The organism is Streptomyces sp. NPDC044719 (assembly GCF_056433405.1).
In genome coordinates this window covers 92,993-115,213 of record NZ_JBWKHE010000009.1, presented here as the reverse complement: position 1 = coordinate 115,213, position 22,221 = coordinate 92,993, and the positions used below count along the sequence as shown (strand labels likewise).

The following is a 22,221-nucleotide window of genomic DNA, read 5'->3' as shown; positions in this document are numbered from 1 at the left end:
TACGTAGGACCAGCTCGATCTCCGGCGTCCGGCACCCTTCGGCGAACCCCGAAGTGCGCACCCTCTAGCGTGATCCCATGGACAGCACCTGGAACGCCGGACGCGGCGCCGGCGTCGGAGTCGCGGCATGACGCCCTGGGAGATGGCGGCCGTGTTCGCGGCCGGTACGGGCGCCGGTGCCGTCAACGCCGTCGTCGGCTCGGGAACGCTGATCACCTTCCCGGTGCTGCTCGCCACCGGACTGCCTCCGGTCACGGCGACCGTGTCCAACGGGCTCGGGCTGGTTCCCGGCTCGATCAGCGCGGTCATCGGCTATCGCGAGGAACTACGGGGTCAGAGACGGCGCGTCCTCCTGTTCGGCATCGCCGCCGTGCTGGGCGGCCTCGCGGGCGCCGTGCTGCTGCTGACCCTGCCCGCCGCGGCCTTCGAGCGGATCGTCCCGGCCCTGGTCGGCCTCGCCCTGGTCCTGGTGGCCTGCCAGCCCCTCATCGCCGGGTGGGTGCGCCGCCGCCGTCGCCGTACCGGCGGCCGCGCCCGTGCCGACGGCGGTCCGCTGCTGTTCACGGGGCTGACGCTCGCCAGCGTCTACGGCGGCTACTTCTCCGCCGCGCAGGGCATCATCTACGTCTCCCTGATGGGCATGCTGCTCGACGAGACGCTCCAGCGGCTCAACGCCGTGAAGAACGTGCTCGCGGCCGTCGTCAACACAGTCGCCGCCCTGCTGTTCCTGTTCTTCGCCCATTTCGACTGGACGGCCGTCGTGCTCATCGCCGCGGGATCGGCGCTGGGCGGCCTGATCGGAGCCAGAACGGGCCGCCGCTTCAGCCCCGCCGTCCTGCGGGCCCTGATCGTGTCGGTCGGCACCATCGCCCTCGTGCACCTGGTGCTCCGCTGATCCCGCCCTCCCCTCGCCGACGGCGCAGGGCGCCCGGGAGGGAAGGCTCGTCGGTCCTTCCGCCCGGGCGCCCGGTGGAGTTCAGGGGCGGCGCCGCTGGTCCTCCTGCTCGTCGGTTCCCTCGGTCTCGATGCGTTCCTTGCGGACCTCGCCGGTGACGGTCTCCTCCTCCTCGACCTCTTCGGTGGTCAGGCGCACCCGCTCCTTCGGTACCGCCCTGGTCTCCACCACGGGCTCTTCCTCGTAGAGGGTGACGTCGTGCTCCGCCTCGGAGATGTCCTGGCCGGTCATCGCCCTGTCGCGGTTGGCGTCGCTGATCGGCTCGCGTTCGACGCGGACCTCTTCGTGGCGTACGGGGACGGTGTACTGCTGCTCTTCGGTGACGACGTACTTGCGCAGCCGGGCCCGGCCGGCCTCGCGGCGTTCGACACCGACGTGCATCTCCTCCTCGGACCGGGTCATCGCGTCGTCGGTGGTACCGGCGGCCTGGCCGGTGCCGGAAGGCGCGTCCTGCCAGGCGGCGTCCCAGTTGATGCCGTAGTACTGGTACAGGCGCTCCTCCTCCTGCTCGGAGAGGTGACCGCCGGCGTCTATGTCGACGTTCGGCGCGTCCTTGACCTGGTCCTTGGCGTACGGCACTTCGAGGTGGTCCTCGACGACGGTCGCGTCGTGGATGGGCACGAAGGACTCGCTGGTGCCGAACAGGCCGGTCCGTACGCTGACCCACTCGGGCTCGCCGGTGACGTCGTCGAAGAAGACGTGCCTGGCATCGCCGATCTTGGCGCCGCTGGCGTCATGGACGGGGTGGTCCAGGACGGTGGGAATCTGCTCTCGGGCGATCATTCTGCGACTCCTGAATATCGATACTTGACGGGTCCCGGCCGCGCATGGTCGGCCGGGGCGGGCAGCGGGGCGATCACACCCGTGTCGACCCGGAGGTGGGTGACGTCACTGCGATCGCCTCCGTGGACATGGGGCTTGGCTGGGCCGCACCGGTGGAGCACGGCCGACCGGGAACGCCGCGGGGTGCCTACGGCCCGGAGCTGCGGGTCTGCCCGCGTGTCTCCTCGGCCGTGGTCTGCGCGGACTGACGGGCCTGGTCGGCGACCTGCCCGGCTTGTTCCGTGGCCTGTTCCTTGGTGGTGCGGGCGGCCTCGGAGGCGGTGTCCTTCACCTCCTGGGCGGCCTGGCGGCCCGCCTGGGCGGCGTCCTCCTTCAAGTGCTGCGCGGACTCCAGCGCGGCCTGCTTCACCGGCTCGACGGCCTGTCCGGCCCGCTGTGCCGCCTGTTCCTCGGCCTGTGAGGTGGGCAGCAGCGAGGCGGTGAGCAACCCGGCGCCGAAGGCGATCAGGCCGGCCGCCAACGGGTTGCCCTGGGTCTGCCGCATCGTCTGCTCCGGGGCTTGTCGTGCGGCCTCCGTCGCCTGCTCGGCGGTGTGCCGGGCGGTGTCGGTCACCTTCCCGGCTGTCTGGCGCGCGGTGTCCGCGGCCTGGCCGGTGGTGTCCTGCACCGACTGTGCGGCCTGCTGGGTGCGGTCGGCGGTCTGCCCGGTGATCTCCGAAGCGCTGCCCATCACCCGCTCCGTGACCCCGTGCAGGGCGCCGCGGACGCGCCGGGTGCGACGCCGTACCATCCGGCGGGGGCGGGCGCGGTCGGCCAGCCGGGAGACGTCCTCGGACAGTCTCTCCCGCGTGGATTCGATGTCGGCCCTTATCTGGTCGGGTGCCGTGCCCATTGCATGTCCTCCTTCAGCGTCTGCATGGTCTGCTCCGGCTTCGGAGACACGGTGCGCATCTGCGCCCGCCCCCGTAGGTAGAGGATCAGGCCGATCACCGCCCAGATGCCGGTGACGATCAGCGCGGCCCATCCGGCGTCCATGACGTTCGCCAGGGCGAACACCGCCGCCAGGGTCAGGAAGACGGCCACCATGTAGCCGGCGAAACCGGCGCCGCCGAACATCCCGGCGGCCTTGCCCGCCTTGGTGGCCTCTTCCCGGATCTCGGCCTTCGCCAGTTCCGCCTCCTGATGCAGCAACTGCTGCACGTCCGACGTCACCGTCGACAGCAGTTCCCCCATCGAGCTGTCCTCCTGCCCGCGGTGTTTCGGGGCGTGGCGCTGCGGGGCGTGGGGCATGAGCGACGACATCTCACGCCCCCCTGCCCGGCAGCTCCGGCGGCACCGCGTCCCCGGGCAGGCTCTGCGGGCCGGAGGTGCCCGGCTGCTCCGACGGGTGCGAGCCGGAACCGTTGCCTGTGCTCCCGGCCTTGGCGAGCCGTCCGACGGCGAACCCGGCCAGTACCGCCCCGCCGAGGAAGGCGCCGGGACGTCTGCGGGCGAAGTCCTGCAGGTCGCCGACGAGGCCGCCCACGCCCCGGGTGTCCAGGTAGTCGGCGGCGCGGTGACCGCGGTCGGCCGCCTGTGTCACCAGGCTCTTGGCGGGTGAGTCCGTGTCAGCGCCGTCCGCGAGACCGGACAGGTCGTCCGCCCACTGCCGCATCACCTGCGCTCCGCGTCGTGCCTGGCTCTCGGCCTCCTCGCTGACCCGCGTCCGCAGGTCACCGGCCATCGCGCCGGCCTGCGCCCTGGCCTCACCGGTGACGGCTCTGACCTGGTCGGTGGCCGTGCCGGCGACCTCACTCGCCCCTTCTCTGGCCTTACCGGCCGTGACCGACGTCTCTTGCTTCGCCGTCTGCCCGGCCTGCTGAGCACGACCGGTGCTCACATTCGCCATCTCGCTCATGGGTCCTCTCCCTCAGGCACCGCCCGTAATTCGATCTCTTCAGGAACCCGGAGCGCCGTCGGCGACGGCATACGCCGTCCACCGCCGCGCTTCGGCGCGTCCGGCCGGGTGCCGGGGGCTCGCCGCCGGCCCTTCGTGCTCCGGCGTCCGTCCCACACGCACTCTCCTCGATTAACCACACCAACTAGGCCAAAACAGGAAAAGGGGATTTTTCGGGCCTAGGGCTTCAGGGTGAGGTGCGGAGCCTCGCAAGGCGCTGATTACGCAAGGGAGTTGGGGCACACTTCAGTGAGACGTCGGACGCGCCCCGGCCTGTGCTCCCTCGGCGTCGATGTGGGGCAGCACCCGGTCCAGCCAGTGCGGCGTCCACCAGGCGTGCCGCCCGAGCAGCGTCATCACGGCCGGCACCATCAGCAGCCGTACCACCGAGGCGTCGATGAGCACACTGACCGCCAGCCCCAGGCCGAGCATCTTGACCACGATGTTGTCGCTGATGATGAACGCCGCGAACACGCTCACCATGATCAGCGCGGCACTGGTGATGACCCGGGCCGTGATCTCCAGGGCGTGCGCCACCGACCCCTTGGCGTCCCCGGTGCGCCGCCACGCCTCGTGGACGCGGGACAGCAGGAAGATCTCGTAGTCCATGCTGAGGCCGAAGATGATGGCGAACATCATCATGGGCACATAGCTCTCGATGGGCACCTTGCCGTGCACGCCGAGCGCGGGCCCGCCCCAGCCCCACTGGAACACCGCGACGACCACACCGTACGACGCGGCGATCGACAGCACGTTCAGGACGGCCGCCTTGACGGCGACGAGCAGTCCCCGGAACACGGCCAGGATGATCAGGAACGCCAGGCCCACCACGACCGCGATGATCACGGGCAGCTGGGAGGCGACGATGTCACGGAAGTCGACCTGTGTCGCCGTCGTGCCGGTGACGTACCCCTTCGCGTCGGTCCCCTGGACGGCGTCCGGCAGCGTGTCGTCGACGAGACGGTTGGTCAGGTCCGTGGTCGCGGCGTTCTGCGGGGACTTGGTCGAGTAGACCGTGCCGACCAGGACGTCCCCGTCCTGGGTGGGTGTCAGGGGCGTGACGGCGGCGGCTCCTTCGACCGAGTCGAGCGTCGTCTGGGCGCGCGAGGCCAGATCGTCGCGCTGCGAGTCGGGTACGTTCGTCTGGTCGATGACGACGGTCAGCGGACCGTTGGACCCCGGCCCGAACGCGTCGGACATCAGGTCGTACGCCCGCCGGTCGGTGAAGGAGGTCGGGTCGGCGCCGTCGCCGATGTGGCCGAGCTGGATGGAGAACAGCGGGATCGCGAGCACCACGATCACGGCGACGCCCCCCGACAGGAACCACAGCGGCCTGCGCTCCACCCGTTGCGCGTACCGGTGCCAGGTGCCCTGCGCCGTCTCACCCGCCTCGGCGTCGGTCTCGGCGACGGGGCGGCGCACGTGGTAGCGGTCGATGTGCCGGCCGATGAGGCCGAGGAGCGCCGGCACCAGCGTGAGTGCGCCGATGACGGCCGAGACCACGGTGACGGCGGCGGCCAGACCGAGCAGGGAGATGAAGGAGACCCCGGACGCGGACAGGCCCGCCAGGGCGATGATCACCGTACAGCCGGAGACCAGGACGGCGTGGCCGCTGGTGCTCGCCGCCTGCCCGGCGGCCCGTACCGGATCCGCACCGTCGATGAGGTTCTGCCGATGACGCGTGATCATGAACAGGGCGTAGTCGATCCCGACACCGAGGCCGATCATGGTGGCCAGGGTCGGTGAGACCGTCGCGAAGGTGAACGCGGCGGCCAGCAACCCGAGGATGGCGAGACCGCCGACGACGCTGATCAACGCGGTGAGCAGCGGAACACCCGCGGCGATCACGCTGCCGAACCCGACCAGCAGCACGACGACGGCCACGCCGAACCCGATCAGCTCGCTCACCCGGTCGTCGGCGGCCGGCCGCGCGAGTTCGCCGAGCGGCCCGCCGTACTCGACCTCCGCTCCCGCCGAACGCAGCGGCTGCACGGCGGAGTCGACGCCGTTCAGGTATCCGGCGCCGAGGGTCGAGGGCTGCACATTGAAACGGACCGTGATGTACGCCGTCTTCTTGTCGTCCGACAGCGGCCCGACGTTGGGCTGCGACTGCTGCGAGGACGAACCCTGGGCGGTCAGCGGGTTCTGGGCCGACAGGACGTGCGGGAGCTTCTCCAAATCGGCGACCGTGGTGGACATCTGCGAGCCCAGCGCCGTCAGGTCCTGGCTGTCGTCGTGCAGCACGATCTGGCTGCTGTAGCCGCCGGCCTGCGGATCGTGCTCCTTCAGCACGTCCAGGCCCTTCTGCGCCTGCGCCTGGGGAAGGGAGAAGTTGTCGGAGTACGAGCCCCCGGACACATGGTTGACGACCTGCAGAGCCACCAGCGCCACGAGCCAGGCCCCGATGACGATCCCGAAGTGGCGGGCGCACCACTCGCCCAGCCGCCGCAGCAGACCCGCACGCGCGGCCTTCTCGTCCCCTTCACCGGTGCGGGAGTGCGGCATCTACGTGGCTCCTGTGTCGGCTCGGACATGAGGTGCCGTCCATTAGATGCGCGGCTGATCACTCCGGCGTTTCCGGCGCGCGGACGCCCTGCCACTCCGGGCGGGCGTTCCCCCGAAAGGTCGTCGCCGGGGCGGCTCGCCGGGCTCGCCCGCCGATGCGCCGGCGCGCCGCGGTCAGGTTCAGCGCCCCGGACCCCAGGGCGACGCCGAAACCGACCAGCGCGCTGCCCGCCGCCTGCGCCAGGCCGTAGGAGCCCGTGCCGACGAGTGGTGCGGTGCCGGCGGCCGCGACCGGGATGAGGCCGGAGAACAGGGTGGCGCGTTCCGCGCCGATCCGCTGCATGCCCATGTACCAGCACACGAACCCGACGACGGTGACCACCACCGCCTGCCACAGCAGCGCGGCGGCCTCGGCGGCGTCCGGACGCCGCAGCCATCCCTCCCCGTCGGCGAGCACACCGACCGCCGCCGACTCCAGCGCGGCGACCGCGCACACCGTGGCGGACAGCAGCCGGGGCCCGAGCGGCCGCAGCACGGGTACGGCGAGCACGGCGAACCCGACCTCCCCCGCCAGGGCGCACACGGAGAAGGCCAGGCCCGCGCCGTCGGTGCGCCCCCAGCCCTGGACCGCGCAGGCGCCGACGGCCACGAGCAACGCCCCGTACAGCACCGCCCGCCTGGGCCCGCGCCCGTCCAGGAGCGGCACGAGCACGGCTACGACCACCGGCGCACAGCCCACGAACACGCCCGGAACCGCCGGTTCCGCCGTGCGCTCCGCGGCGATGACGGCCAGGTTGAAGCCGACCATGCCGATGGCGGCGAGCAGGACGAGACGGACCCAGTGACGCGGCGTCAGCGCCCTCAGCCGGGCGGTCGAGCCCTTCCCGGCCAGGGGCAGGAGCAGCAGACAGGCCAGTCCGTAGCGCAGGAACTGGCCGCCCGCGTACGGGTACTCGCCCAGGACGCTGTTGGCCGTGAAGGACGCTCCGACGAGGACACAGGCGAACGCGGCGAGCAGGGCTCCCCGCGTGGTGGTGACGTTCATACCGGCGACGCTAGGCAGCGCGGCGGCCCGGCTGGAGGTCCACTGGCGTGCCTGCTTCCTGGACCAATCCGCCCCGGGCCGCCGCCTCCCGGTCAGCCGATGTGGTAGCTGTCGCCGTAGACCTTCCAGTCCAGCGGCGGGTCGAGGTCGAGGTTCCGCTTGCGCAGGAAGACGCGCTGAGCGGTGTCGACCCGGCTCGTGTCGCTGTGCGCCTCCTCCTGCCTCATGGCCCACACCCGCGCGTTCAGGAAGGCGTCGAGGTACGTCACCTCGTCACCGCCCCGCGCCGGCGGGTTCGCCGTGCGCAGCGCACGCCGCCGGATGTTGCGGAAGCTCAGGGGATCGTTGCCGTCGCCGTGCATGACGATGGCGTCGTAGTACGCGAACTGGCCCAGCACCCGCAGCCCGTCCGCCTTGCCCTGCCGGACCGCCGGGCCGAAGTACACCCGGTCGCGCTCGTCGTCCTGAGCCCGCCGGAACGCGGCGTCACGGGCCGCCCGGCGCCAGTCGCCGGTAAAGCCCGGGTCGAGCCCGTCGTGCGAGTCGGAACCGTCGACCTCGCGCAGCGCCGGCAGGTACTTCGCCAGGACGTTGCCGGGCTTTCGGTCGGTGTAGAGCTCGACGAGGTCGAGCATGTCGCCGGTGCCGGAGCAGAACCCGATGATGCCGGCGGTGTAGCCACGGCCGTCGCGGATGTCCTCGATGTACTGGTACTGCGCCTTCCAGTCGAGCGAGGAGTTCTCCGCGCTCGACACGAGCTGCATGGCGATCTCCTTCTTCGCCGGGTCGTCGAGCCCGATCGCACGGACCAAAGCCGCGGCGTGCGACGGCTTCAGGAACGGGGCGGCGGCGAGGGCGGCGCCGAACAACGCCAGAGCGGTGCGGCGCGGGGTCGGGTGTCTCACGGGGCCTCCAGACAGAGTGGGGGTGGGAGAGCTGGCCGTGCAGAACTGATAGGAAGGTTTCCTATCACTGTCCGCGTGTCCCGGGAACCGCCAGAGGCGAAGTTTGCGAAGTTCTCAGGGCCGAACGAGCCGGCCGAGCGCAGGGTGGGAACCAAGAGCCCGCCCCGTGCGTCAACTCTTTGCCCAGGGAGGCCGATCGGCCTCGAAGCCGGCGAGAGAGGGGAATCGCGGTGGACGACGCGACGTCGCAGCAGGGGAGCGAGACGGAAGCGGCGGCACGCCGGGCTCGCTTCGGCGCACTGCCGGAGCCGGTGCGCGTGGAGGACATGGTCGAGGAACGAGCCGTGGGTGTCCCCGACCCCGCGCGCACCGCCTACAACCAGGACGAGTGGCTCGTGCGCTACTGCCTGTGACCCGACCCTACGAGCGGCTCTTCGCGCCCAGGTCGCGCAGCCACCGCACGACGTCGTCGGCGTCGTGGGCGCGGGCGATGTCGAGCGGTGTCATGCCGTCGTAGCCGCACCAGTCGGCGTCGGCGCCGTGCTCGTGGAGATACCGCGCGGTGGGCAGATGCCCGCCGTGGCAGGCGCCCCAGAAGGCGCTGGTGATCTCGTCGGCCGAAGGAGGCTCCCCGGCCTCGACACACGCCCGCACCCGGTCGAGCAGGCCGAGTGTGGCGGCGTCCTGGAGGGTGGTGCGGGCGCCGTGCTCGACCAGCCGGCGCGCGGCACGCCACTGGCCGAACGCGCGGGCGTCGGCGAGCGGAGTGCCACCGGCGATCACCGCCCCGGGGGCCTCGATGTCGGCACCGGCGGCGATGAGCGCGTCCAGGACGGCCACGTCGTTGTTACTGGCCGCCCAGTGCAGCGGCGTCTCCGTGTGCGCGCCGCCGAAGCGCGCGTCGGGATCCGCCCCCGCGGCGATCAGGGCGGCGACCACCTCGGGACCATGGGGGAAATGGCCGGGCCAGTCGGTCGCGATGTGCAGCAGACTGCGGGTGCCCTTGCCGTCCTCGCCGTGCTCGGTGACGCGTGCCGCGGCCAGACCGGGATGGTCGGCGAGCAACTGCCCGAGCCCCGGCAGATCCCCGGCCCGGATCGCCGCGGTGACGGCGACGGCCAGCGGATCCTGTGATGTCAGCGTCTGCAAGCCGGCCTCCCGATCGCCGTCCAGGGCTTCCGATTCTGTCGGACGGCACCCCCGCACACCACGCTCCGTGCCCGTAGCACTCATCCACGGGGTCATCCACGCAGTCATGCCCGACGACATGCCCGCAGGCCCCGCGAGGCGTAGCGTCCGGGTAAGAGCGGGAGGGACAGCATGTCCGCGAGCAACGAGCCGCCCGGGGGCGCCGGGACGCTGGACGCCCTGGGGACGGCTCTGGCCGACACCGTGCGCGGAACCGGAGCCTCGATCGGCGGCCTGTACCTGATCGAGGAGGCGGAGCCCGTGCTGCGGCTGGTCGCGCTGTGCGGCCTGCCGATCGCGTTCAGCGCCCCCTGGCAGCGGCTGCCCCTGACCGCGCCGGTCCCGGTCGCCGACGCGATCCACGACGACACACTGGTCAGTATCGCGAGCCAGGAGGAGATGGCCCGCCGCTACCCCCGCGCCGCCGCGGTCCTGCCCTACCCGTTCGCCCTGACCGCCGTCCCGCTGGCCGGCGTGCGGCGCCGCTGGGGCGGCATCGTGCTGATGTGGCCCGCCGTGCGGCCGCGCGGCATCACGCCACGCGTACGCGGCCACATCACCTCCAGCGCCCGCCGCATGGCCCGCCTGCTGGACGATGCCGCCGGGCCGCCCGTCCTGCCCGACCAGCCGCGCATCGTCCCCGTCGACGCCGCGCACCACCCCGTGCAGACTGGCCTGGCCGCCGCCGACTACCTCGAACGCCTCCCCGAAGGCGCCCTGGCCCTCGATCTGGAGGGCCGAATCACCTTCGCCACCACCACCGCGGCCCGTCTGCTCGGCTGCCGCGCCGACCGGCTGCTCGGCACCCGGCCCTGGCAGTCCCTGTCCTGGCTGGACGACCCCGTCTACGAGGACCACTACCGCACGGCGGTCGTCGGCCGCGCCCCCGTGTCGTTCACCGCGCTCCGCCCGCCCGGCCTGTCGCTCACCTTCCAGCTCTACCCCGACTCCAGCGGCATCAGCGTCCGCCTCGTCCCGGGCGGAGAGCGGGCCGAGGCCCCGTCACCGCCCGCCGCCGAGCGCAGCCCCGCGGCGGCCCCGACGGGACGCCTCTACCAACTGGTGCACCTGGCCGCCGCGCTCACCGAGGCGGTGACCGTGCGCGACCTCGTGGCGCTGAGCGCCCACCAGATCCTGCCCGCGTTCGGCGCCCAGGGCCTCGTGCTGTCCGTCGCCGAGGCCGGGCGTCTGAAGATCACCGGCTACCACGGCTACGCGGCCGACGTCATGGAACGCCTCGACGCCCTGTCGCTGGACACCGACCTCACCCCGGCCGGCCAGGTCCTCGCCAGCGGCACCCCCGCCTTCTTCGCAAGCCCGGCCGAACTGGCCGCCAACTACCCGGGCGCCCCCCAGATCAGCGGCAAACAGGCCTGGGCCTTCCTGCCGCTGATCATCTCCGGCCGGCCGGTGGGCTGCTGCATCCTGTCCTACGACAACCCGCACACCTTCACCGCCGACGAACGCGCCGTCCTGACCTCCCTGTCCGGTCTGATCGCCCAGGCCCTCGACCGCGCCCGGCTCTACGACACCAAACACCGTCTCGTCCACGAACTGCAGCGCGCCCTGCTGCCCAGGGCCCTGCCGAACCTGTCCGGCCTCGATGTCGCCGCCCGCTACCTGCCCGCCGGCCACGGCATCGAGGTCGGCGGCGACTTCTTCGACCTCCTGCGCCTGGACGAGACGACGGCGGCCGCCGTCATCGGCGACGTGGAGGGCCACAGCATCGCCGCCGCCGCTCTCATGGGCCAGGTGCGCACCGCCATCCACGCCCACGCCGCCGCGGGCGCCGCACCCGACGAGGTCCTCGTGCGCACCAACCGGCTCCTGGCCGACCTCGACTCCGAACTGCTCGTGTCCTGCCTGTACGCCCATCTCGACCTGGCCCGCCACCAAGTGGCCTTCGCCAGCGCGGGGCACGTACCGCCGCTGCTGCGGCACGCCGGCCGGCCCGCCGCGGTCCTCGACGTCGAGCCCGGCCCGCTGCTGGGCATCGACACCGGCAACCACTACCCGGTCACCACCGCGCCCCTGCTCCCCGGCACCACCCTCGCCCTCTACACCGACGGTCTGGTGGAACTCCCCGGAGCCGACGCCACCCGGACCACGTCCGACCTCGCCGGGCAGCTGGACGCCGCCGACGGCCACGACCTGGAACGGCTCATCGACCGGCTCGTCCACCACACGACGCCCACCGGCCACCACACGACGCCCACCGGCCAGCACACCGACGACATCGCGGTGCTCCTGCTGCGCGCGTACCGCCCCGACCGCCACCGGGCCTGAGGCCGCCGCCTCGACGTTCCCGGTCAGGCCTGGCCGGGGTCCGGGCGGACGTGCCGGGCCACGTCGCGCAGCTTGATGTTGTGGTTCTGCGAGATGCGCCGCAGCACGCCGAACGCCTCGTCCTCGCTCAGCCGGTGGCGTTCCATGAGGATCCCCATGGCCTCTCCCACGGCGTGCCGGGTCTCCAGGGCGTGCTCGAGCTGGTCGACGGTACGGGCGGTGTCCAGTGCCACGGCGGCATGGGAGGCGAGCAGCCAGCCCGCGGCCTCGATGTCCTTGCCGAAGGCCCCCGGGCGGCGCGAGTAGAGGTTCAGCGCGCCGAAGTCCTCCTGCTCGGTGTAGAGCAGCACACCGGTCATGCTGCCGATCCCCAGATCGCGGGCCGCCCGGGAGAACCGCGGCCAGGACGGCTGCGGCGTGGTCATGTCGGCGATACGGAACAGCCGCTCGCCGTCCACACGCCGGGCGGCGTCGAAGCACGGCCCTTCGCCCAGTTCGCCCTGCAGCCGGTCGGACTCCTCGACCATGTCGCCGCACGCGGACAGCGTCACGGCCCGCCCCCTCGACACCGTCAGGATCCCCGCCGCGTCACAGCCCTCGACGAGCTTCACCGCCGACACGGCGATCTCGTCCAGCGTCGCCTGCACCGAATCCTGGGCCACCAGATCCCGGGCGAGCTGGGCCATCTGCTCGGCATACCGCTGCCACTCCACCGCCACCACCGCCTCGCTCCCCGGTCCCGCCCACCGTACTCCGAACCACACCACGCATCCGCGCGGCCCCGCGCCTGCACCGACCGACCGTCACCGAGGTGCCGGGCCAAACGAGGGGCCGGCCCGGGACGCGCCGAAACCGGCCGGGTTCCGGATACGACGGCACCCACCGGACCGGGGGCGGTGGCGTCAACGGGCCCGGACGCGGCAGGTCCGCCGGTGAAGCCGGGGCCATGACCGGAAGGCCCGGCCGTCAGCGGTATGCCGTCAGCAGGAGGGCCACGTCGTCCGGGCGCTCGGGGGCGCGGCGGGCCGTTCTCACCAGGAGGTCGGCGAGGTGCTCCACCGAGTCCGCCGGGGTGTCGGCGAGAACGCGGCGGACCTCCTCGATGCCCGTCTCGATGTCGCTGCCGGGCTGTTCCACGAGCCCGTCGGTGTACAGGGCGAGGACGCTGCCGGGGGCCAGCGTGAGGGCGGTGACGTGATAGACCGAGTCGGGCTGCACACCCAGCATGACCCCGCCCACCAGGTCCAGCGTCTCCGCGTGCCCGTCGGGGTGGCGCAGCAGCGGCGGGGGATGGCCGGCCCGCACGGCGAAGGCCCGCCCGCTGCGCGGGTCGAGTTCGATGTAGCAGCAGGTGGCGAAGGCGTCCGCCTCCAGCTCGGCCAGCAGCCGATTGGTGTGGGTGATGACCTCCTGCGGCGGCCGCTCGCTCGCGGCGAAGGCGTGCACCGCACTGCGCAACTGGCCCATCACGGCGGCCGCGCCGACACTGTGGCCCTCGACGTCCCCGATCACCAGGGCCACGCCACGTCCCGTCGTGATCACGTCGTACCAGTCGCCGCCGATGGCCATGCCCTGGGTGCCGGGCAGATAGCGGCCGGTGGTGCGCAGCCCCTCGACCGCCGGCAGCCGGTGCGGCAGCAGCCCCTCCTGGAGACCGCGGGCGACAGCGGACTCCGCGTCGTAGAGCCGTGCCCGCTCCATCGCCTGGGCGGCCAGCCCGCCCAGCGCCGTGAGGGCGGAACGCTCGTCGGCGGTGAACCGGTGCGGCGTGTCCCAGCCGAGGATGCAGGAGCCGACGGAATGACCGGAGGCGATCAGCGGCAGGAACGACCAGGCGTTCATCCGGTCCAGGGCGATGCCCGGATAGGCGACCGAGAGGTCCTTTGGCGATTCGAAGAAGAGCGGCAGCCGCGTGGTCAGCGCGTGGACGCCGGGCAGCCTCGTGTCGAGGGCGACCCCCTCGAACTGGGTGAGGAAACCCTCCGGGTACCCCGACTCCCACTGCAGGTACATCCGGCCCTCGCGGACGGTGTACAGCGCGAGTTCCCGCGCACCGAACGCGGGCAGCAACTGCTCGGAAACGGCCCGGCACACGTCCTGCACGGTGACCGCCTCGGTGAGCACGCTCGCCATCTGCACCACGTGGTACAGCGCCCCGGCCCGCGCCTCCGCCACCGGCCCGGGCGGCGGCGCCACGGCCGCGCCGCCCGGCACGGGGCCGGCGGACGACCCGGCCTCGCGCGCCTCCTCGCCTCCGGTGGGCGGGCCGGTCGGATGGACCCGGCCGGTCAGCCCGTGCACGTCCGGGTACAGCACGAAGCTCAGCCAGTTCCCGGCCGGATGCCGCACGAGGAAGGACACCTGCTCCTGCGACAGCATCGCCGCCCGGTAGCGGTCCTCGTACGCGGGATCCCGGAGCCAGGTGATCACCTCCCAGGGATAGCGGCCGAGCAGCTCCTCCCGCCCGGCGCCGAGCAGTTCCTCGCAGCGGCGGTTGGCGTACGTCAGACGGCCGTCCTGGTCCAGGGAGAACAGCCCGTCGGGCAGCCGCTCCGCCGCCTCGGCCGCGGTGAGCCCGCCCGCCGCGTCGACGAGGGCGCCCACCAGGATCCGGGCGGAGCCGGTGCCGCCGCGCACGAGATGGCCCCACAGTTCGACGGGCCGGTAGCTGATCTCCCCGCTGCCGGCGGACTCGTCACGGACCCGGAAGTGACGGGATCTGACCCGGCCGTTCGTCAGCGCGTCCTGCCGGCTCGCCCGCAGCTCGTGCAGATCGTCCGGGCTGACCCGGGCCTCGACGGCCGCCATGGTGCCGTCGAAGTCCGCCCCGGCGATGCCGAGGAGCGCGAGGGCCTCGTCGTCCGGCGTGCACCGGTCGTTGTCCAGGTCCCAGTCGAGCAGCCCGACCCGCACGGGGTGGACGGCGGCCGTGGGCAGCCGCACGCCGACGGGTTCGTCGTCGTACTCCACCAGGTAGGGGCCCGAGCCGGACCGGCCGGCGGCGAGGCGGCCGAGGCGCTCCTCCATGTCCCGCCCGGCGGGGCGCAGCGCTCGATCCACCGCCTCCGCTTCCATCGGCGACCGGGCGGCCGAGCGCAGCACGACCAGCACGCCCACGGCCTCCCCGCCGGCCCGGACGGGCCGGTAGGCGGAGCCGAAGGAGTACGGCAGCCCGGCGGTGAACTGCGGGAAGCGCACCATGGTGACGCGCTCGTCCGGCAGCCACAGGGGCTCGTCGCGCCGGTAGACCTCGGCCATGGGCAACGCGCCGCCCATGGGCACCCGCCACCATGCCCTCAGCAGCGATCGGGGCACCCCCGTCACGAGGGCCAGCACCAGCGAGCGCCGGTCGCGGGAGCGCAGGTAGACAAGACCGCCGTACCCCCCGAGGTCCCGTACGGCCGCGATCAGCGGAGCGGTGAGGGCGTCCTCGATCCGGCCGGTGTCCCCCGTCCGGACCCGGCCGTCGCCCCCGCCCCGGCCCGGGCCGCCGGATGACCGCGGCCCGTCCGGTACGGCGGCTGCCTCATCCATCTCGCGTCCTCCCGGTACGGACGCACCGGACATCAATCGCTCCCCATCAGGATGTGCCATGGTCGGCACTCCGGCGCGGCAAGCGCAACCTTTCGGTCGTTGCGGCCGTCTCACCCGATATCAGCAACACATAAGCCTCGGGGGCGAAAATGGTACGAATCCGAACTGCATGCGCGACTCTCGCACTCGTGGGCGCCACGGTGGGCGTGGCCGCGGTCCCGGCCGGCGCGGCTGCGGTCGGCACCCGGCAGGCGACCCAGGCCGCGGCGTGCCCCACCGGCTGGGGAAGTCTCGCCAAGACCGACACCAGCGCCACGATCGCGCCGGTGAAGGACATCAGGACCGGCCGTCACACCTGCTTCGACCGGATGGTCATCGACCTGCCCGGCGCGGGCAGCGATGTCGGCTACTCCGTCCGCTACGTCGACCGGCTCCACCAGGACGGGTCGGGCCGCCACATTCCCGTGGCCGGCGGAGCCGTCCTCGAGGTGCGGGTGGCAGCGCCCGCCTACGACCCGGAGACCGGCGCCGCCACCTATCCCGGCCGGGTGGCGCGCCCGCTGCCGGGTGTGGACCTCACCGGCTACCGCACCTTCCGGGACACCCGCTTCGCCGGCAGCTTCGAGGGGGAGACCCAGATCGGGCTCGGCCTCCGCGCCCGGCTGCCCTTCCGGGTGCTGCAGCTGGACGACCGCGTCATCGTGGACGTCGCCCACAGCTGGACCGCCGCGAGGTGACGGTGCGGCGCGCCCGGTTCTCCGGAGCCGGGCGCGCCGCTGGGCCCGCATCCGCCAGGGCCGTCGCGCTCGCCGGACCGGGGCCGCTCTCACCGGCCGCGCACGCGCCCCAGTTCCGCCAGGGTCCGTGCCGCGGCGCCTGCCAGACGGGGCCGGTTGCGTACGAAGCGGCGGGCGGCCCGGGCGGGCTCCCGGCCCAGCCAGTGGACGGCCCCGCCCGGCCCGGGCCGTACCACCGCCCCTTCGTACACCCGCAGGTCACGGGTCTTGAGCGACTCCTTGTAGCGGGCGGGGCCGCTCCCCAGGTCGACCGTCTGTACACCGTCGGCCGCCGCGGCCTCCAGCATCCTGAGCTGCAGCACGAGACCGGGGGAGTACTTGGCACAGGCGCGGTCGTACGCCGGGAACCACCAGGACAGCACCGAGCGCGAGCGCAGGCCGAAGTGCGCGGCCACGGGCCGGTCCGCGGCGTAGAGAACGGACAGCACGCCACGGCACTCCGGTTCCTCGCTCTCCCCGAGCAGCGTCACCAGCCGGGTGATCCACTCCTGCGCGAACCGGTCGCGCCGGCCGGTCCGCCGGTACTGGGCCGACTTCCAGTCCATCAGCGCCCGCAGAGCGCCCGGGTCCCGGGCGTCGTACACGAACCGCACCTCGCCGACCTGCCGGGCCAGCTTGCGCTCCTTGGCCAGGATCTGTCTCAGGAAGCCCGGCGACTTCGCCCGCAGCCGCTCCCTGTACCGCTCGAACCCCTCGCCGATGTCGACGACCGGGGAGGCGAGCTCCTCGGCGGCGTGCGGCACGAAAAGTTCTTGGCCGGCCTCGAGGTTGTCGAACTCCCAGGACGACAGCGCGCAGGACCGGAGCAACCCACGGGCGTCGAGCCGGATCCCGGGCCGTAACACGGCCCCCTGGCTGTCGGACACGCCGAGCCCGATGGCCCGGCCCTGGCCCAGGGGCCCCCTCTCGTAAGGGAAGAACCCGACCGGGGAGCCGTCGTCGAGCAGCACCGCCACTCTCGCTCCCGGCCTGACCTGACCCACCATGGTGGTGAACGCCGGGTCGAGAAAGGGGTTCGCGGGGGCCGCGGACTCCGTCCGTATCTCCCGCCACATCTTCTGGTCGTTCGGGCCCAGTTCGTCCGGCCTCAGAACGAGAACGCGCTTTCCAGGCAACTCTGCCTCCTGTGTCATCGGCATGGGGACACACGAAGGCCTGCACATCACCGCGAATCGGCACCAGGCAGTACGCAGGCCGCACGGCGCAGGCCTTTGTCGGTACTGCCGTCGCTCAGCAGCGGAACGTCTGGAGCTCGACGGCGTTCGGGGCGGATCCGGCCGTCCCCGCACACCGGCTCGTCTCCGCCGTCCGGATGTCCGTGCCGCCCCGGGCCACCGCCAGCGCCCCGGCCACCACAGCGCCGGCACCGGCCGCACCCGTGGCCCGCGGTGTCCGTGCCGCCGGGTGCCGGAGCGACGGCTCCTCCTCGCACGGACAGGGCTCCCCGGCTCCTTCGGCCTCGGGCGCCGAAGCCGTGCCGGTGGCCCGCGCCTCCACGGCGGCCGTGACCACGGCTCCCGCCGCGCGCTCGTCCTGCGCGAGCCCCGGGACGACGAGATGCAGCAACAGCAGGCAGGCCACCAGACCCACCGCGGCTGCCCATCGTCGCCGCACCATCAGACCCCCCGACTTGGCCGGCTGCGCCTACCAGTAGGCCGAGCGCATCTCGCCCCCGTCAAGCCCTTGTGGGCCGATTCGCCCCGCTCGGCCAGTTGCTGCCGAAATCCAACGGAAAGCGCTGCCGTTCTGCCTGCCGGACCGGGTCAGTTGCTGCCGCCGGGCAGGCTCAGCACCTCGCCCGCCTTCGGCGCCCGGATGCCGAGCGGCTCGTCGAAGGCGCTGAACGCGGTGGTGGTGTGCTGTGCGCCGTTCTTGTAGACCGTCTTGAGCAGGTAGGGCTCGCCTTCGTCGGCCACGTAGAAGGTGTACGTCCCTTCCTTGTCCGCCTTGTCCGTCACGATCAGCTCGATGGCCTTCGTGCCCCCGACCCGGGTGGAGCCGCCCCTCTTCGCCGTGCCGAACGAGTCGAAGGGCCGTTCGCAGGAGGTGAGGTCGTTGCCCGAAGCGGCCGGGTCCACCGGCGTCTTCACCCACATCCGCTGCTCGCCCGTGACCCCCGGGATCTTCTTCCACTTCTGCAGGTAGGCCCGGTTCGGCCGGACGAAGTCGGTCCGGCCCAGACGGATCTGTTCCAGAGCGGCGCCTCCGGGCATCTCGGTCTTCGACCGGCACCGGCTGTCCAGATCGGTCTCCAGATGGCTGGTGACGGTACCTCTGGTGGTGCGGTTGGTGATGTCGACGGTGACGGAGTCCAGCTTGCGCATCGTCGCGTTGGCCTCGTCGAGGAGATCGCCGGCGGACTTGTCGTCGCCGGTGCCGCCGGAGCCGCACCCGGCCAGGGCGGAGCCCGCCAGCAGGCACGCGAGCGCGGTCGTCGTCACGGTAGCCATGGCCCGCACGGAGCCCCCCTGATGTTCGTGTCGGCCGATGATCAGCACGGGAGCCTACCTGTCCGCCGCTGTGCGCGGCGGACAGGCCGGGTTCAGGCTCCGGTGCCGGTCTCGCGGACCAACTCGATCGCCCGGCCAAGGGTGTCGAGCCGGTCGTCCAGGGTCTCCCCGGCCGGATAGAGACGGACCGTGTCCACACCGGCGTCCCGCCAGACCCGCAGCCGTCGCCGCACCATCTCCTCGGTGCCGATGAGCGTGGTGGCCAGCACCATCTCGTCCGTGACGAGACCCGCCGCGCCGTCCCGGTCGCCCGCCTGCCAGCGCTCCCGTACCTCCGCCGCGACCTCGGCCCAGCCCTGACGGCCGTAGGCCCGGTTGTAGAAGTTGGTCGACGCGGAACCCATGCCGCCCAGGCTGAAGGCGAGTTCCTTCCTGCGGTCCGCGATCATGGCGCCGAGCGCCTCCTCGTCCCGGGCGAACGCGACCTCGGCGCCCTGGCAGACGTCGAACCCGGCGCGTCCGCGCCCGGCGGCGGCCAGTCCCTCGTCCAGCGGGGCGAAGTAGGCCTCCGCCGCGCCCTCCGGTACGAAGCTGGTGCCGAGCCAGCCGTCCGCGACCTGGCCGGTCAGCCGCAGCATGGCGGGCGACAGCGCGGCCAGGTAGACGGGGACGGGGTGCTCGGCCCGCATCGACAGGCGCATCGGCACCGCCTCCCCGCCGGGCAGCGGAATCCTGAACTCGGAGCCCGAATGGGAGATCTTGCCGCCCGCGACCACCTGCCGCACGATCTCCACGGTCTCGCGCGTCCGGGCCAGGGGACGGGCGAACGGCACCCCGTGCAGGCCCTCCATCACCTGTGGTCCGGACGGGCCCAGACCCAGCAGGAAACGCCCGCCGGACAGGTTGGACAGGGTGATCGCCGCCTGGGCGAGGGCCACCGGCGTGCGCGTCCCGACCTGCATGACCGCGGAGCCCAGCACCATCCGTTCCGTACGGGCCGCGTAGAAGCCCAGGGCGGACGGCGCGTCCGATCCCCAGGCCTCGGCAACCCAGCAGACGTCGAGCCCCAGTTTCTCCGCCTCGACGACGAAGTCGGCCTGCCGGGACCAGGAGCCGAGGGCCGCCGCCTCGACGGTCGTCGCCGTGCGCATCACGCCTCCGCCCGCTGCCTGATGTGCTCCAGCGTGGCGGTCATGCCTCGCTCGAACTCCCGCAACCTCACGAACACGATCTTCTGCTCCTTCTCCGGCATGGCGTCGATCGCGAAGGAGAGGCCGGAGCGCCCCGGTCCCATCCGCATCCACTGCGACAGCTCGGTCCCGCCGTCCCTGGGCTCGAGCCCGAACCGCCATACGGCACTGGGCTCGGCCGGATCACCGACCGCCCAGGCGAACACCCGCTCCGGGTCACATGCGACGACCGTGGAGGTCGTCTCCCACTCGCCGAGCGACTCGTGGCGGCTCCGGCCGGTGAACCGCGCCCCGACGGACGGCCCGGCGGCCCCGTCGGCCCACCCCGCCCACTGCAGCTCCTCGCTCAGATCCGGCATCCGCGTCACGTCCGACACCAGCGCCCACACTCTCCCGGGCGGAGCGGCGATCCACGTCGTCACCTCGACCGTCGGTTGGTCCGCGTACCGCGCGCCCGTCCACTCCATCGCGTGCCGGCCTCCTCGTCGACAGGGACTGTGGGCAGCAGGGTTGCGTAATGAGACTCACCAGGTCAAGAGGGTGCGTGTGTCCATGCCCTTAACGGGCCGTGAAGGTGGGCGCAGGCGTGCCCCGGTGCGCGGAACAACGCTCGCGGGGCCGCGTACGCTACCGATGGCTGCACCCCGGGGGGTCTTCACGTCTGACGTGCCCGCCGGTGGGGGAGCCATCAGGGACGGCAGTGGCCGAGCCGATCCGTCGGCGGGCACCATGATGCACGGCCGGGCGCGGCCGCGAGGGTGCGCCCGGGCCTTCGAGTGGAGGACGAGATGGGATCGGCGATGGGTGAGCGGGATCACCGCCGGCAGAGATGGGCGGCCCGAGGAGCCCTGGCCGCGGTCGCGCTGGCGGCGTTGCTGCCCCTCGTCTCCGGCGGTCTGAAAGGACTGCTGCTGCTCCTGGCCGGCCTGGCGGGACTCGCCCTGACCGCGGCGGCGCTCTGGTGGGTCCTGTCCCGCCGTGGACCGGCACGCATGGCGGCGGCCGTCCTGGCCGTCGCCGCCCCCGTGGGCGTCATCATCCTCTTCGCGGCCGCGAATCTGATCTGGGTGGTCTTCGCCTCGCTGCTGCTGTGGTGCGTCGCGGTCTGGAGCGGCCGCTACGCCCTGCGCAGCACGGGTCTGCGGCCGGTACGGGTCAAGGAGTACCGCACACCGCCGCCGCAGCGCCCCTTCCTCCTGCTCAACCCGCGTTCCGGCGGCGGCAAGGTCGAGAAGTTCTCCCTCAAGGAGAAGGCCGAGGAGCTGGGTGCCCGGGTCGTCCTGCTCGACCCGGAGCACCACCAGGACGTCACCGCCCTGGCCAAGGCCGCCGTGGCCGACGGAGCCGACCTCCTGGGCGTCGCGGGCGGTGACGGTACACAGGCGATGGTCGCCGCCGTCGCGGCGGAACACGGCCTTCCGTTCCTCGTCATCTCGGCCGGCACCCGCAACCACTTCGCCATGGACCTGGGCCTGGACCGGGACGACCCCTCCACGTGCCTCGACGCCCTCACGGACGGGGTCGAACTCCGCGTCGACCTCGGCTTCGCCGACGACCGCCCGTTCGTCAACAACGCGTCGTTCGGTGTCTACGGGGCGGTCGTCCAGAGCCCCGGCTACCGCGACGACAAGGTGGGCGCCGCGCTGGAGCGGCTGCCCGAGTTGCTCACCCGGCAGAGCGGCCCGCGTCTGACGGCCAGCGCCGACGGCACCACCATCACCGACCCGCAGGCCGTCCTGGTGAGCAACAACGCCTACCGCATGGACGACCCGTTCGGCTTCGGCCGCCGCGAGCGGCTCAACTCCGGGAAGCTGGGCGTGCTCGCCGTCCGTGTGGACAGTGCCGTGGAAGCGGCCGAACTCCTGCTGTCCCCGCGCCCGGAAGGCCTCACCGTGCTCACCGCCCAGCAGGTGGTCGTCCACTCCGACGAACCGCATCTCGAAGTCGGCCTCGACGGCGAGGCGCTCACCCTGCCCGCTCCCGTCCACTGCCGCATCGCGCGCCGGGCCCTGCGCGTCCGGGTGCCCCGCAATCGCCCCGGAGTCCCCGAGGCGCCGCCGCGCCTGGACTGGCGCCGGCTCCGCAAGCTGGCCGCCGCGGTCGGCCGTACCGCCGCACCCACACGCTCCCGGCGCACCTGAGCACCGTGCCCGGCGCCATGTGAAAGGTCCCCTCTGCCGCTTCTGGCAGGGGGGACCTTTTCACGTGCGATCAAGCGGGTTACGCGCCCTTGGGCCCCGCCTGCTGCACGACCTCGAAGGACCAGAGAGTCGAGTCGCTCGCGGCGGGCTTGGGCCGCTCGCCGCCCTCGCCGCCGCCCTGGTGCGCGGCCTTCATCGGGCCCTCCATCCAGGCCTGGAACGACGCCTCGTCACGCCACCGCGTGTAGACGAGGTAGGTGTCGGTGCCCTCCACCGGGCGGAGGAGCTCGAACCACTCGAACCCGTCGGAGCTCTCCACGGTGTGCGCGCGGGAGGCGAACCGCTTCTCCAGCGTCTCCCGCTGCTCGGCGGGCACGGTCAGCACATTGATCTTGACTACGCTCATGGCTCCATCTTGCCCGATGGCACATCCGCGCCGGCCGGGACCTGCGGCGCCGGAGGTTTTGAACGCGTTCAAATGTGGGCTAGGGTCGATCCCACACGTC

The 22,221-nt window shown here is 72.6% G+C and carries 21 protein-coding genes; 5 read left to right on the top strand and 16 right to left on the bottom strand.

Annotated features, from left to right (window positions below; genetic code table 11):
- Window positions 1-127 precede the first annotated feature (127 nt).
- Window positions 128-895, top strand: coding sequence for a sulfite exporter TauE/SafE family protein (locus AC07DF_RS32425; protein ID WP_478979526.1), 768 nt, complete (start codon window positions 128-130; stop codon window positions 893-895).
- Window positions 896-976: 81 nt separating this feature from the next.
- Here the strand turns inward: AC07DF_RS32425 and AC07DF_RS32420 are convergent, their stop codons facing one another.
- The 7 genes from AC07DF_RS32420 to AC07DF_RS32390 all read right to left on the bottom strand — a co-directional run bounded on the left by AC07DF_RS32420 (window position 977) and on the right by AC07DF_RS32390 (window position 8,129).
- The gene (locus AC07DF_RS32420) at window positions 977-1,738 is read right to left on the bottom strand and encodes a YsnF/AvaK domain-containing protein (RefSeq protein ID WP_478979523.1); all 762 of its coding nucleotides are present in this window, start codon (window positions 1,736-1,738) and stop codon (window positions 977-979) included.
- 187 nt (window positions 1,739-1,925) lie between these two features.
- Window positions 1,926-2,630 carry a DUF3618 domain-containing protein gene (locus AC07DF_RS32415; RefSeq protein WP_478979519.1) on the bottom strand — a complete coding sequence of 235 codons (705 nt, stop codon included), beginning with the start codon at window positions 2,628-2,630 and terminating at the stop codon, window positions 1,926-1,928.
- Window positions 2,606-3,040, bottom strand: coding sequence for a phage holin family protein (locus AC07DF_RS32410; protein ID WP_478979516.1), 435 nt, complete (start codon window positions 3,038-3,040; stop codon window positions 2,606-2,608). The genes AC07DF_RS32415 and AC07DF_RS32410 overlap by 25 nt, the downstream gene beginning before the upstream one ends.
- Window position 3,041: 1 nt before the next feature.
- Window positions 3,042-3,635 carry a hypothetical protein gene (locus AC07DF_RS32405; RefSeq protein WP_478979513.1) on the bottom strand — a complete coding sequence of 198 codons (594 nt, stop codon included), beginning with the start codon at window positions 3,633-3,635 and terminating at the stop codon, window positions 3,042-3,044.
- Window positions 3,636-3,920: 285 nt separating this feature from the next.
- The gene (locus AC07DF_RS32400) at window positions 3,921-6,179 is read right to left on the bottom strand and encodes an MMPL family transporter (protein WP_478979510.1); all 2,259 of its coding nucleotides are present in this window, start codon (window positions 6,177-6,179) and stop codon (window positions 3,921-3,923) included.
- Window positions 6,180-6,237: 58 nt separating this feature from the next.
- A complete protein-coding gene (locus AC07DF_RS32395; RefSeq protein ID WP_478979507.1) occupies window positions 6,238-7,224 on the bottom strand; it encodes an EamA family transporter in 987 nt (328 codons plus the stop codon).
- A gap of 92 nt (window positions 7,225-7,316) precedes the next feature.
- Window positions 7,317-8,129 carry a chitosanase gene (locus AC07DF_RS32390; protein WP_478979504.1) on the bottom strand — a complete coding sequence of 271 codons (813 nt, stop codon included), beginning with the start codon at window positions 8,127-8,129 and terminating at the stop codon, window positions 7,317-7,319.
- Between the two features lie 230 nt (window positions 8,130-8,359).
- Here AC07DF_RS32390 and AC07DF_RS32385 point away from each other — a divergent pair, with 230 nt between their 5' ends.
- Window positions 8,360-8,542: a hypothetical protein gene (locus AC07DF_RS32385; protein WP_454364280.1), complete on the top strand. Its 183-nt coding sequence runs from the start codon at window positions 8,360-8,362 to the stop codon at window positions 8,540-8,542.
- Window positions 8,543-8,549: 7 nt separating this feature from the next.
- Here the strand turns inward: AC07DF_RS32385 and AC07DF_RS32380 are convergent, their stop codons facing one another.
- Complete coding sequence (locus AC07DF_RS32380; protein ID WP_478979500.1) at window positions 8,550-9,278, bottom strand: ankyrin repeat domain-containing protein; 729 nt, start codon at window positions 9,276-9,278, stop codon at window positions 8,550-8,552.
- Between the two features lie 171 nt (window positions 9,279-9,449).
- Between AC07DF_RS32380 and AC07DF_RS32375 the strand changes: the two genes are divergently transcribed.
- On the top strand, window positions 9,450-11,603 hold the full coding sequence (locus tag AC07DF_RS32375; protein WP_478979497.1) for a SpoIIE family protein phosphatase: 2,154 nt from the start codon (window positions 9,450-9,452) through the stop codon (window positions 11,601-11,603).
- Window positions 11,604-11,626: 23 nt separating this feature from the next.
- Here AC07DF_RS32375 and AC07DF_RS32370 read toward each other — a convergent pair whose 3' ends face one another.
- The gene (locus AC07DF_RS32370; RefSeq protein ID WP_478980189.1) at window positions 11,627-12,289 is read right to left on the bottom strand and encodes an ANTAR domain-containing protein; all 663 of its coding nucleotides are present in this window, start codon (window positions 12,287-12,289) and stop codon (window positions 11,627-11,629) included.
- A 280-nt stretch (window positions 12,290-12,569) separates the two neighbouring features.
- Entirely contained in the window at window positions 12,570-15,137 is a 2,568-nt protein-coding gene (locus AC07DF_RS32365) for a SpoIIE family protein phosphatase (RefSeq protein ID WP_478979494.1), read from the bottom strand.
- 149 nt (window positions 15,138-15,286) lie between these two features.
- Between AC07DF_RS32365 and AC07DF_RS32360 the strand changes: the two genes are divergently transcribed.
- Entirely contained in the window at window positions 15,287-15,874 is a 588-nt protein-coding gene (locus AC07DF_RS32360; RefSeq protein ID WP_478979491.1) for an AMIN-like domain-containing (lipo)protein, read from the top strand.
- Window positions 15,875-15,963: 89 nt separating this feature from the next.
- Here AC07DF_RS32360 and AC07DF_RS32355 read toward each other — a convergent pair whose 3' ends face one another.
- The 5 genes from AC07DF_RS32355 to AC07DF_RS32335 all read right to left on the bottom strand — a co-directional run bounded on the left by AC07DF_RS32355 (window position 15,964) and on the right by AC07DF_RS32335 (window position 20,041).
- Window positions 15,964-17,067, bottom strand: a complete 1,104-nt coding sequence (locus AC07DF_RS32355; RefSeq protein WP_478980187.1) for a GNAT family N-acetyltransferase — start codon at window positions 17,065-17,067, stop codon at window positions 15,964-15,966.
- A gap of 97 nt (window positions 17,068-17,164) precedes the next feature.
- Entirely contained in the window at window positions 17,165-17,551 is a 387-nt protein-coding gene (locus tag AC07DF_RS32350; protein WP_478979488.1) for a hypothetical protein, read from the bottom strand.
- A 146-nt stretch (window positions 17,552-17,697) separates the two neighbouring features.
- The gene (locus AC07DF_RS32345) at window positions 17,698-18,384 is read right to left on the bottom strand and encodes a hypothetical protein (RefSeq protein ID WP_478979485.1); all 687 of its coding nucleotides are present in this window, start codon (window positions 18,382-18,384) and stop codon (window positions 17,698-17,700) included.
- A 92-nt stretch (window positions 18,385-18,476) separates the two neighbouring features.
- The gene (locus AC07DF_RS32340; RefSeq protein ID WP_478979482.1) at window positions 18,477-19,535 is read right to left on the bottom strand and encodes an LLM class flavin-dependent oxidoreductase; all 1,059 of its coding nucleotides are present in this window, start codon (window positions 19,533-19,535) and stop codon (window positions 18,477-18,479) included.
- The gene (locus AC07DF_RS32335) at window positions 19,535-20,041 is read right to left on the bottom strand and encodes an SRPBCC family protein (protein ID WP_478979479.1); all 507 of its coding nucleotides are present in this window, start codon (window positions 20,039-20,041) and stop codon (window positions 19,535-19,537) included. The genes AC07DF_RS32340 and AC07DF_RS32335 overlap by 1 nt, the downstream gene beginning before the upstream one ends.
- A gap of 321 nt (window positions 20,042-20,362) precedes the next feature.
- On the opposite strand from AC07DF_RS32335, the gene AC07DF_RS32330 reads away from it, so the two are divergent.
- The gene (locus AC07DF_RS32330; RefSeq protein WP_478979476.1) at window positions 20,363-21,715 is read left to right on the top strand and encodes a diacylglycerol/lipid kinase family protein; all 1,353 of its coding nucleotides are present in this window, start codon (window positions 20,363-20,365) and stop codon (window positions 21,713-21,715) included.
- 79 nt (window positions 21,716-21,794) lie between these two features.
- Here AC07DF_RS32330 and AC07DF_RS32325 read toward each other — a convergent pair whose 3' ends face one another.
- Window positions 21,795-22,121, bottom strand: coding sequence for an antibiotic biosynthesis monooxygenase family protein (locus AC07DF_RS32325; protein WP_059416674.1), 327 nt, complete (start codon window positions 22,119-22,121; stop codon window positions 21,795-21,797).
- Between the last annotated feature and the right edge of the window lie 100 nt (window positions 22,122-22,221).

Excerpts from the sequence above, each read along its gene's own strand:
- AC07DF_RS32425 (WP_478979526.1), top strand. The coding sequence starts at position 128 with ATGACGCCCTGGGAGATGGCGGCCGTGTTCGCGGCCGGTACGGGCGCC.
- AC07DF_RS32420 (WP_478979523.1), bottom strand. The coding sequence starts at position 1,738 with ATGATCGCCCGAGAGCAGATTCCCACCGTCCTGGACCACCCCGTCCAT.
- AC07DF_RS32415 (WP_478979519.1), bottom strand. The coding sequence starts at position 2,630 with ATGGGCACGGCACCCGACCAGATAAGGGCCGACATCGAATCCACGCGG.
- AC07DF_RS32410 (WP_478979516.1), bottom strand. The coding sequence starts at position 3,040 with ATGTCGTCGCTCATGCCCCACGCCCCGCAGCGCCACGCCCCGAAACAC.
- AC07DF_RS32405 (WP_478979513.1), bottom strand. The coding sequence starts at position 3,635 with ATGAGCGAGATGGCGAATGTGAGCACCGGTCGTGCTCAGCAGGCCGGG.
- AC07DF_RS32400 (WP_478979510.1), bottom strand. The coding sequence starts at position 6,179 with ATGCCGCACTCCCGCACCGGTGAAGGGGACGAGAAGGCCGCGCGTGCG.
- AC07DF_RS32395 (WP_478979507.1), bottom strand. The coding sequence starts at position 7,224 with ATGAACGTCACCACCACGCGGGGAGCCCTGCTCGCCGCGTTCGCCTGT.
- AC07DF_RS32375 (WP_478979497.1), top strand. The coding sequence starts at position 9,450 with ATGTCCGCGAGCAACGAGCCGCCCGGGGGCGCCGGGACGCTGGACGCC.
- AC07DF_RS32370 (WP_478980189.1), bottom strand. The coding sequence starts at position 12,289 with ATGGCCCAGCTCGCCCGGGATCTGGTGGCCCAGGATTCGGTGCAGGCG.
- AC07DF_RS32365 (WP_478979494.1), bottom strand. The coding sequence starts at position 15,137 with ATGGATGAGGCAGCCGCCGTACCGGACGGGCCGCGGTCATCCGGCGGC.
- AC07DF_RS32360 (WP_478979491.1), top strand. The coding sequence starts at position 15,287 with ATGGTACGAATCCGAACTGCATGCGCGACTCTCGCACTCGTGGGCGCC.
- AC07DF_RS32355 (WP_478980187.1), bottom strand. The coding sequence starts at position 17,067 with ATGACACAGGAGGCAGAGTTGCCTGGAAAGCGCGTTCTCGTTCTGAGG.
- AC07DF_RS32350 (WP_478979488.1), bottom strand. The coding sequence starts at position 17,551 with ATGGTGCGGCGACGATGGGCAGCCGCGGTGGGTCTGGTGGCCTGCCTG.
- AC07DF_RS32345 (WP_478979485.1), bottom strand. The coding sequence starts at position 18,384 with ATGGCTACCGTGACGACGACCGCGCTCGCGTGCCTGCTGGCGGGCTCC.
- AC07DF_RS32340 (WP_478979482.1), bottom strand. The coding sequence starts at position 19,535 with ATGCGCACGGCGACGACCGTCGAGGCGGCGGCCCTCGGCTCCTGGTCC.
- AC07DF_RS32335 (WP_478979479.1), bottom strand. The coding sequence starts at position 20,041 with ATGGAGTGGACGGGCGCGCGGTACGCGGACCAACCGACGGTCGAGGTG.
- AC07DF_RS32330 (WP_478979476.1), top strand. The coding sequence starts at position 20,363 with ATGGGATCGGCGATGGGTGAGCGGGATCACCGCCGGCAGAGATGGGCG.
- AC07DF_RS32325 (WP_059416674.1), bottom strand. The coding sequence starts at position 22,121 with ATGAGCGTAGTCAAGATCAATGTGCTGACCGTGCCCGCCGAGCAGCGG.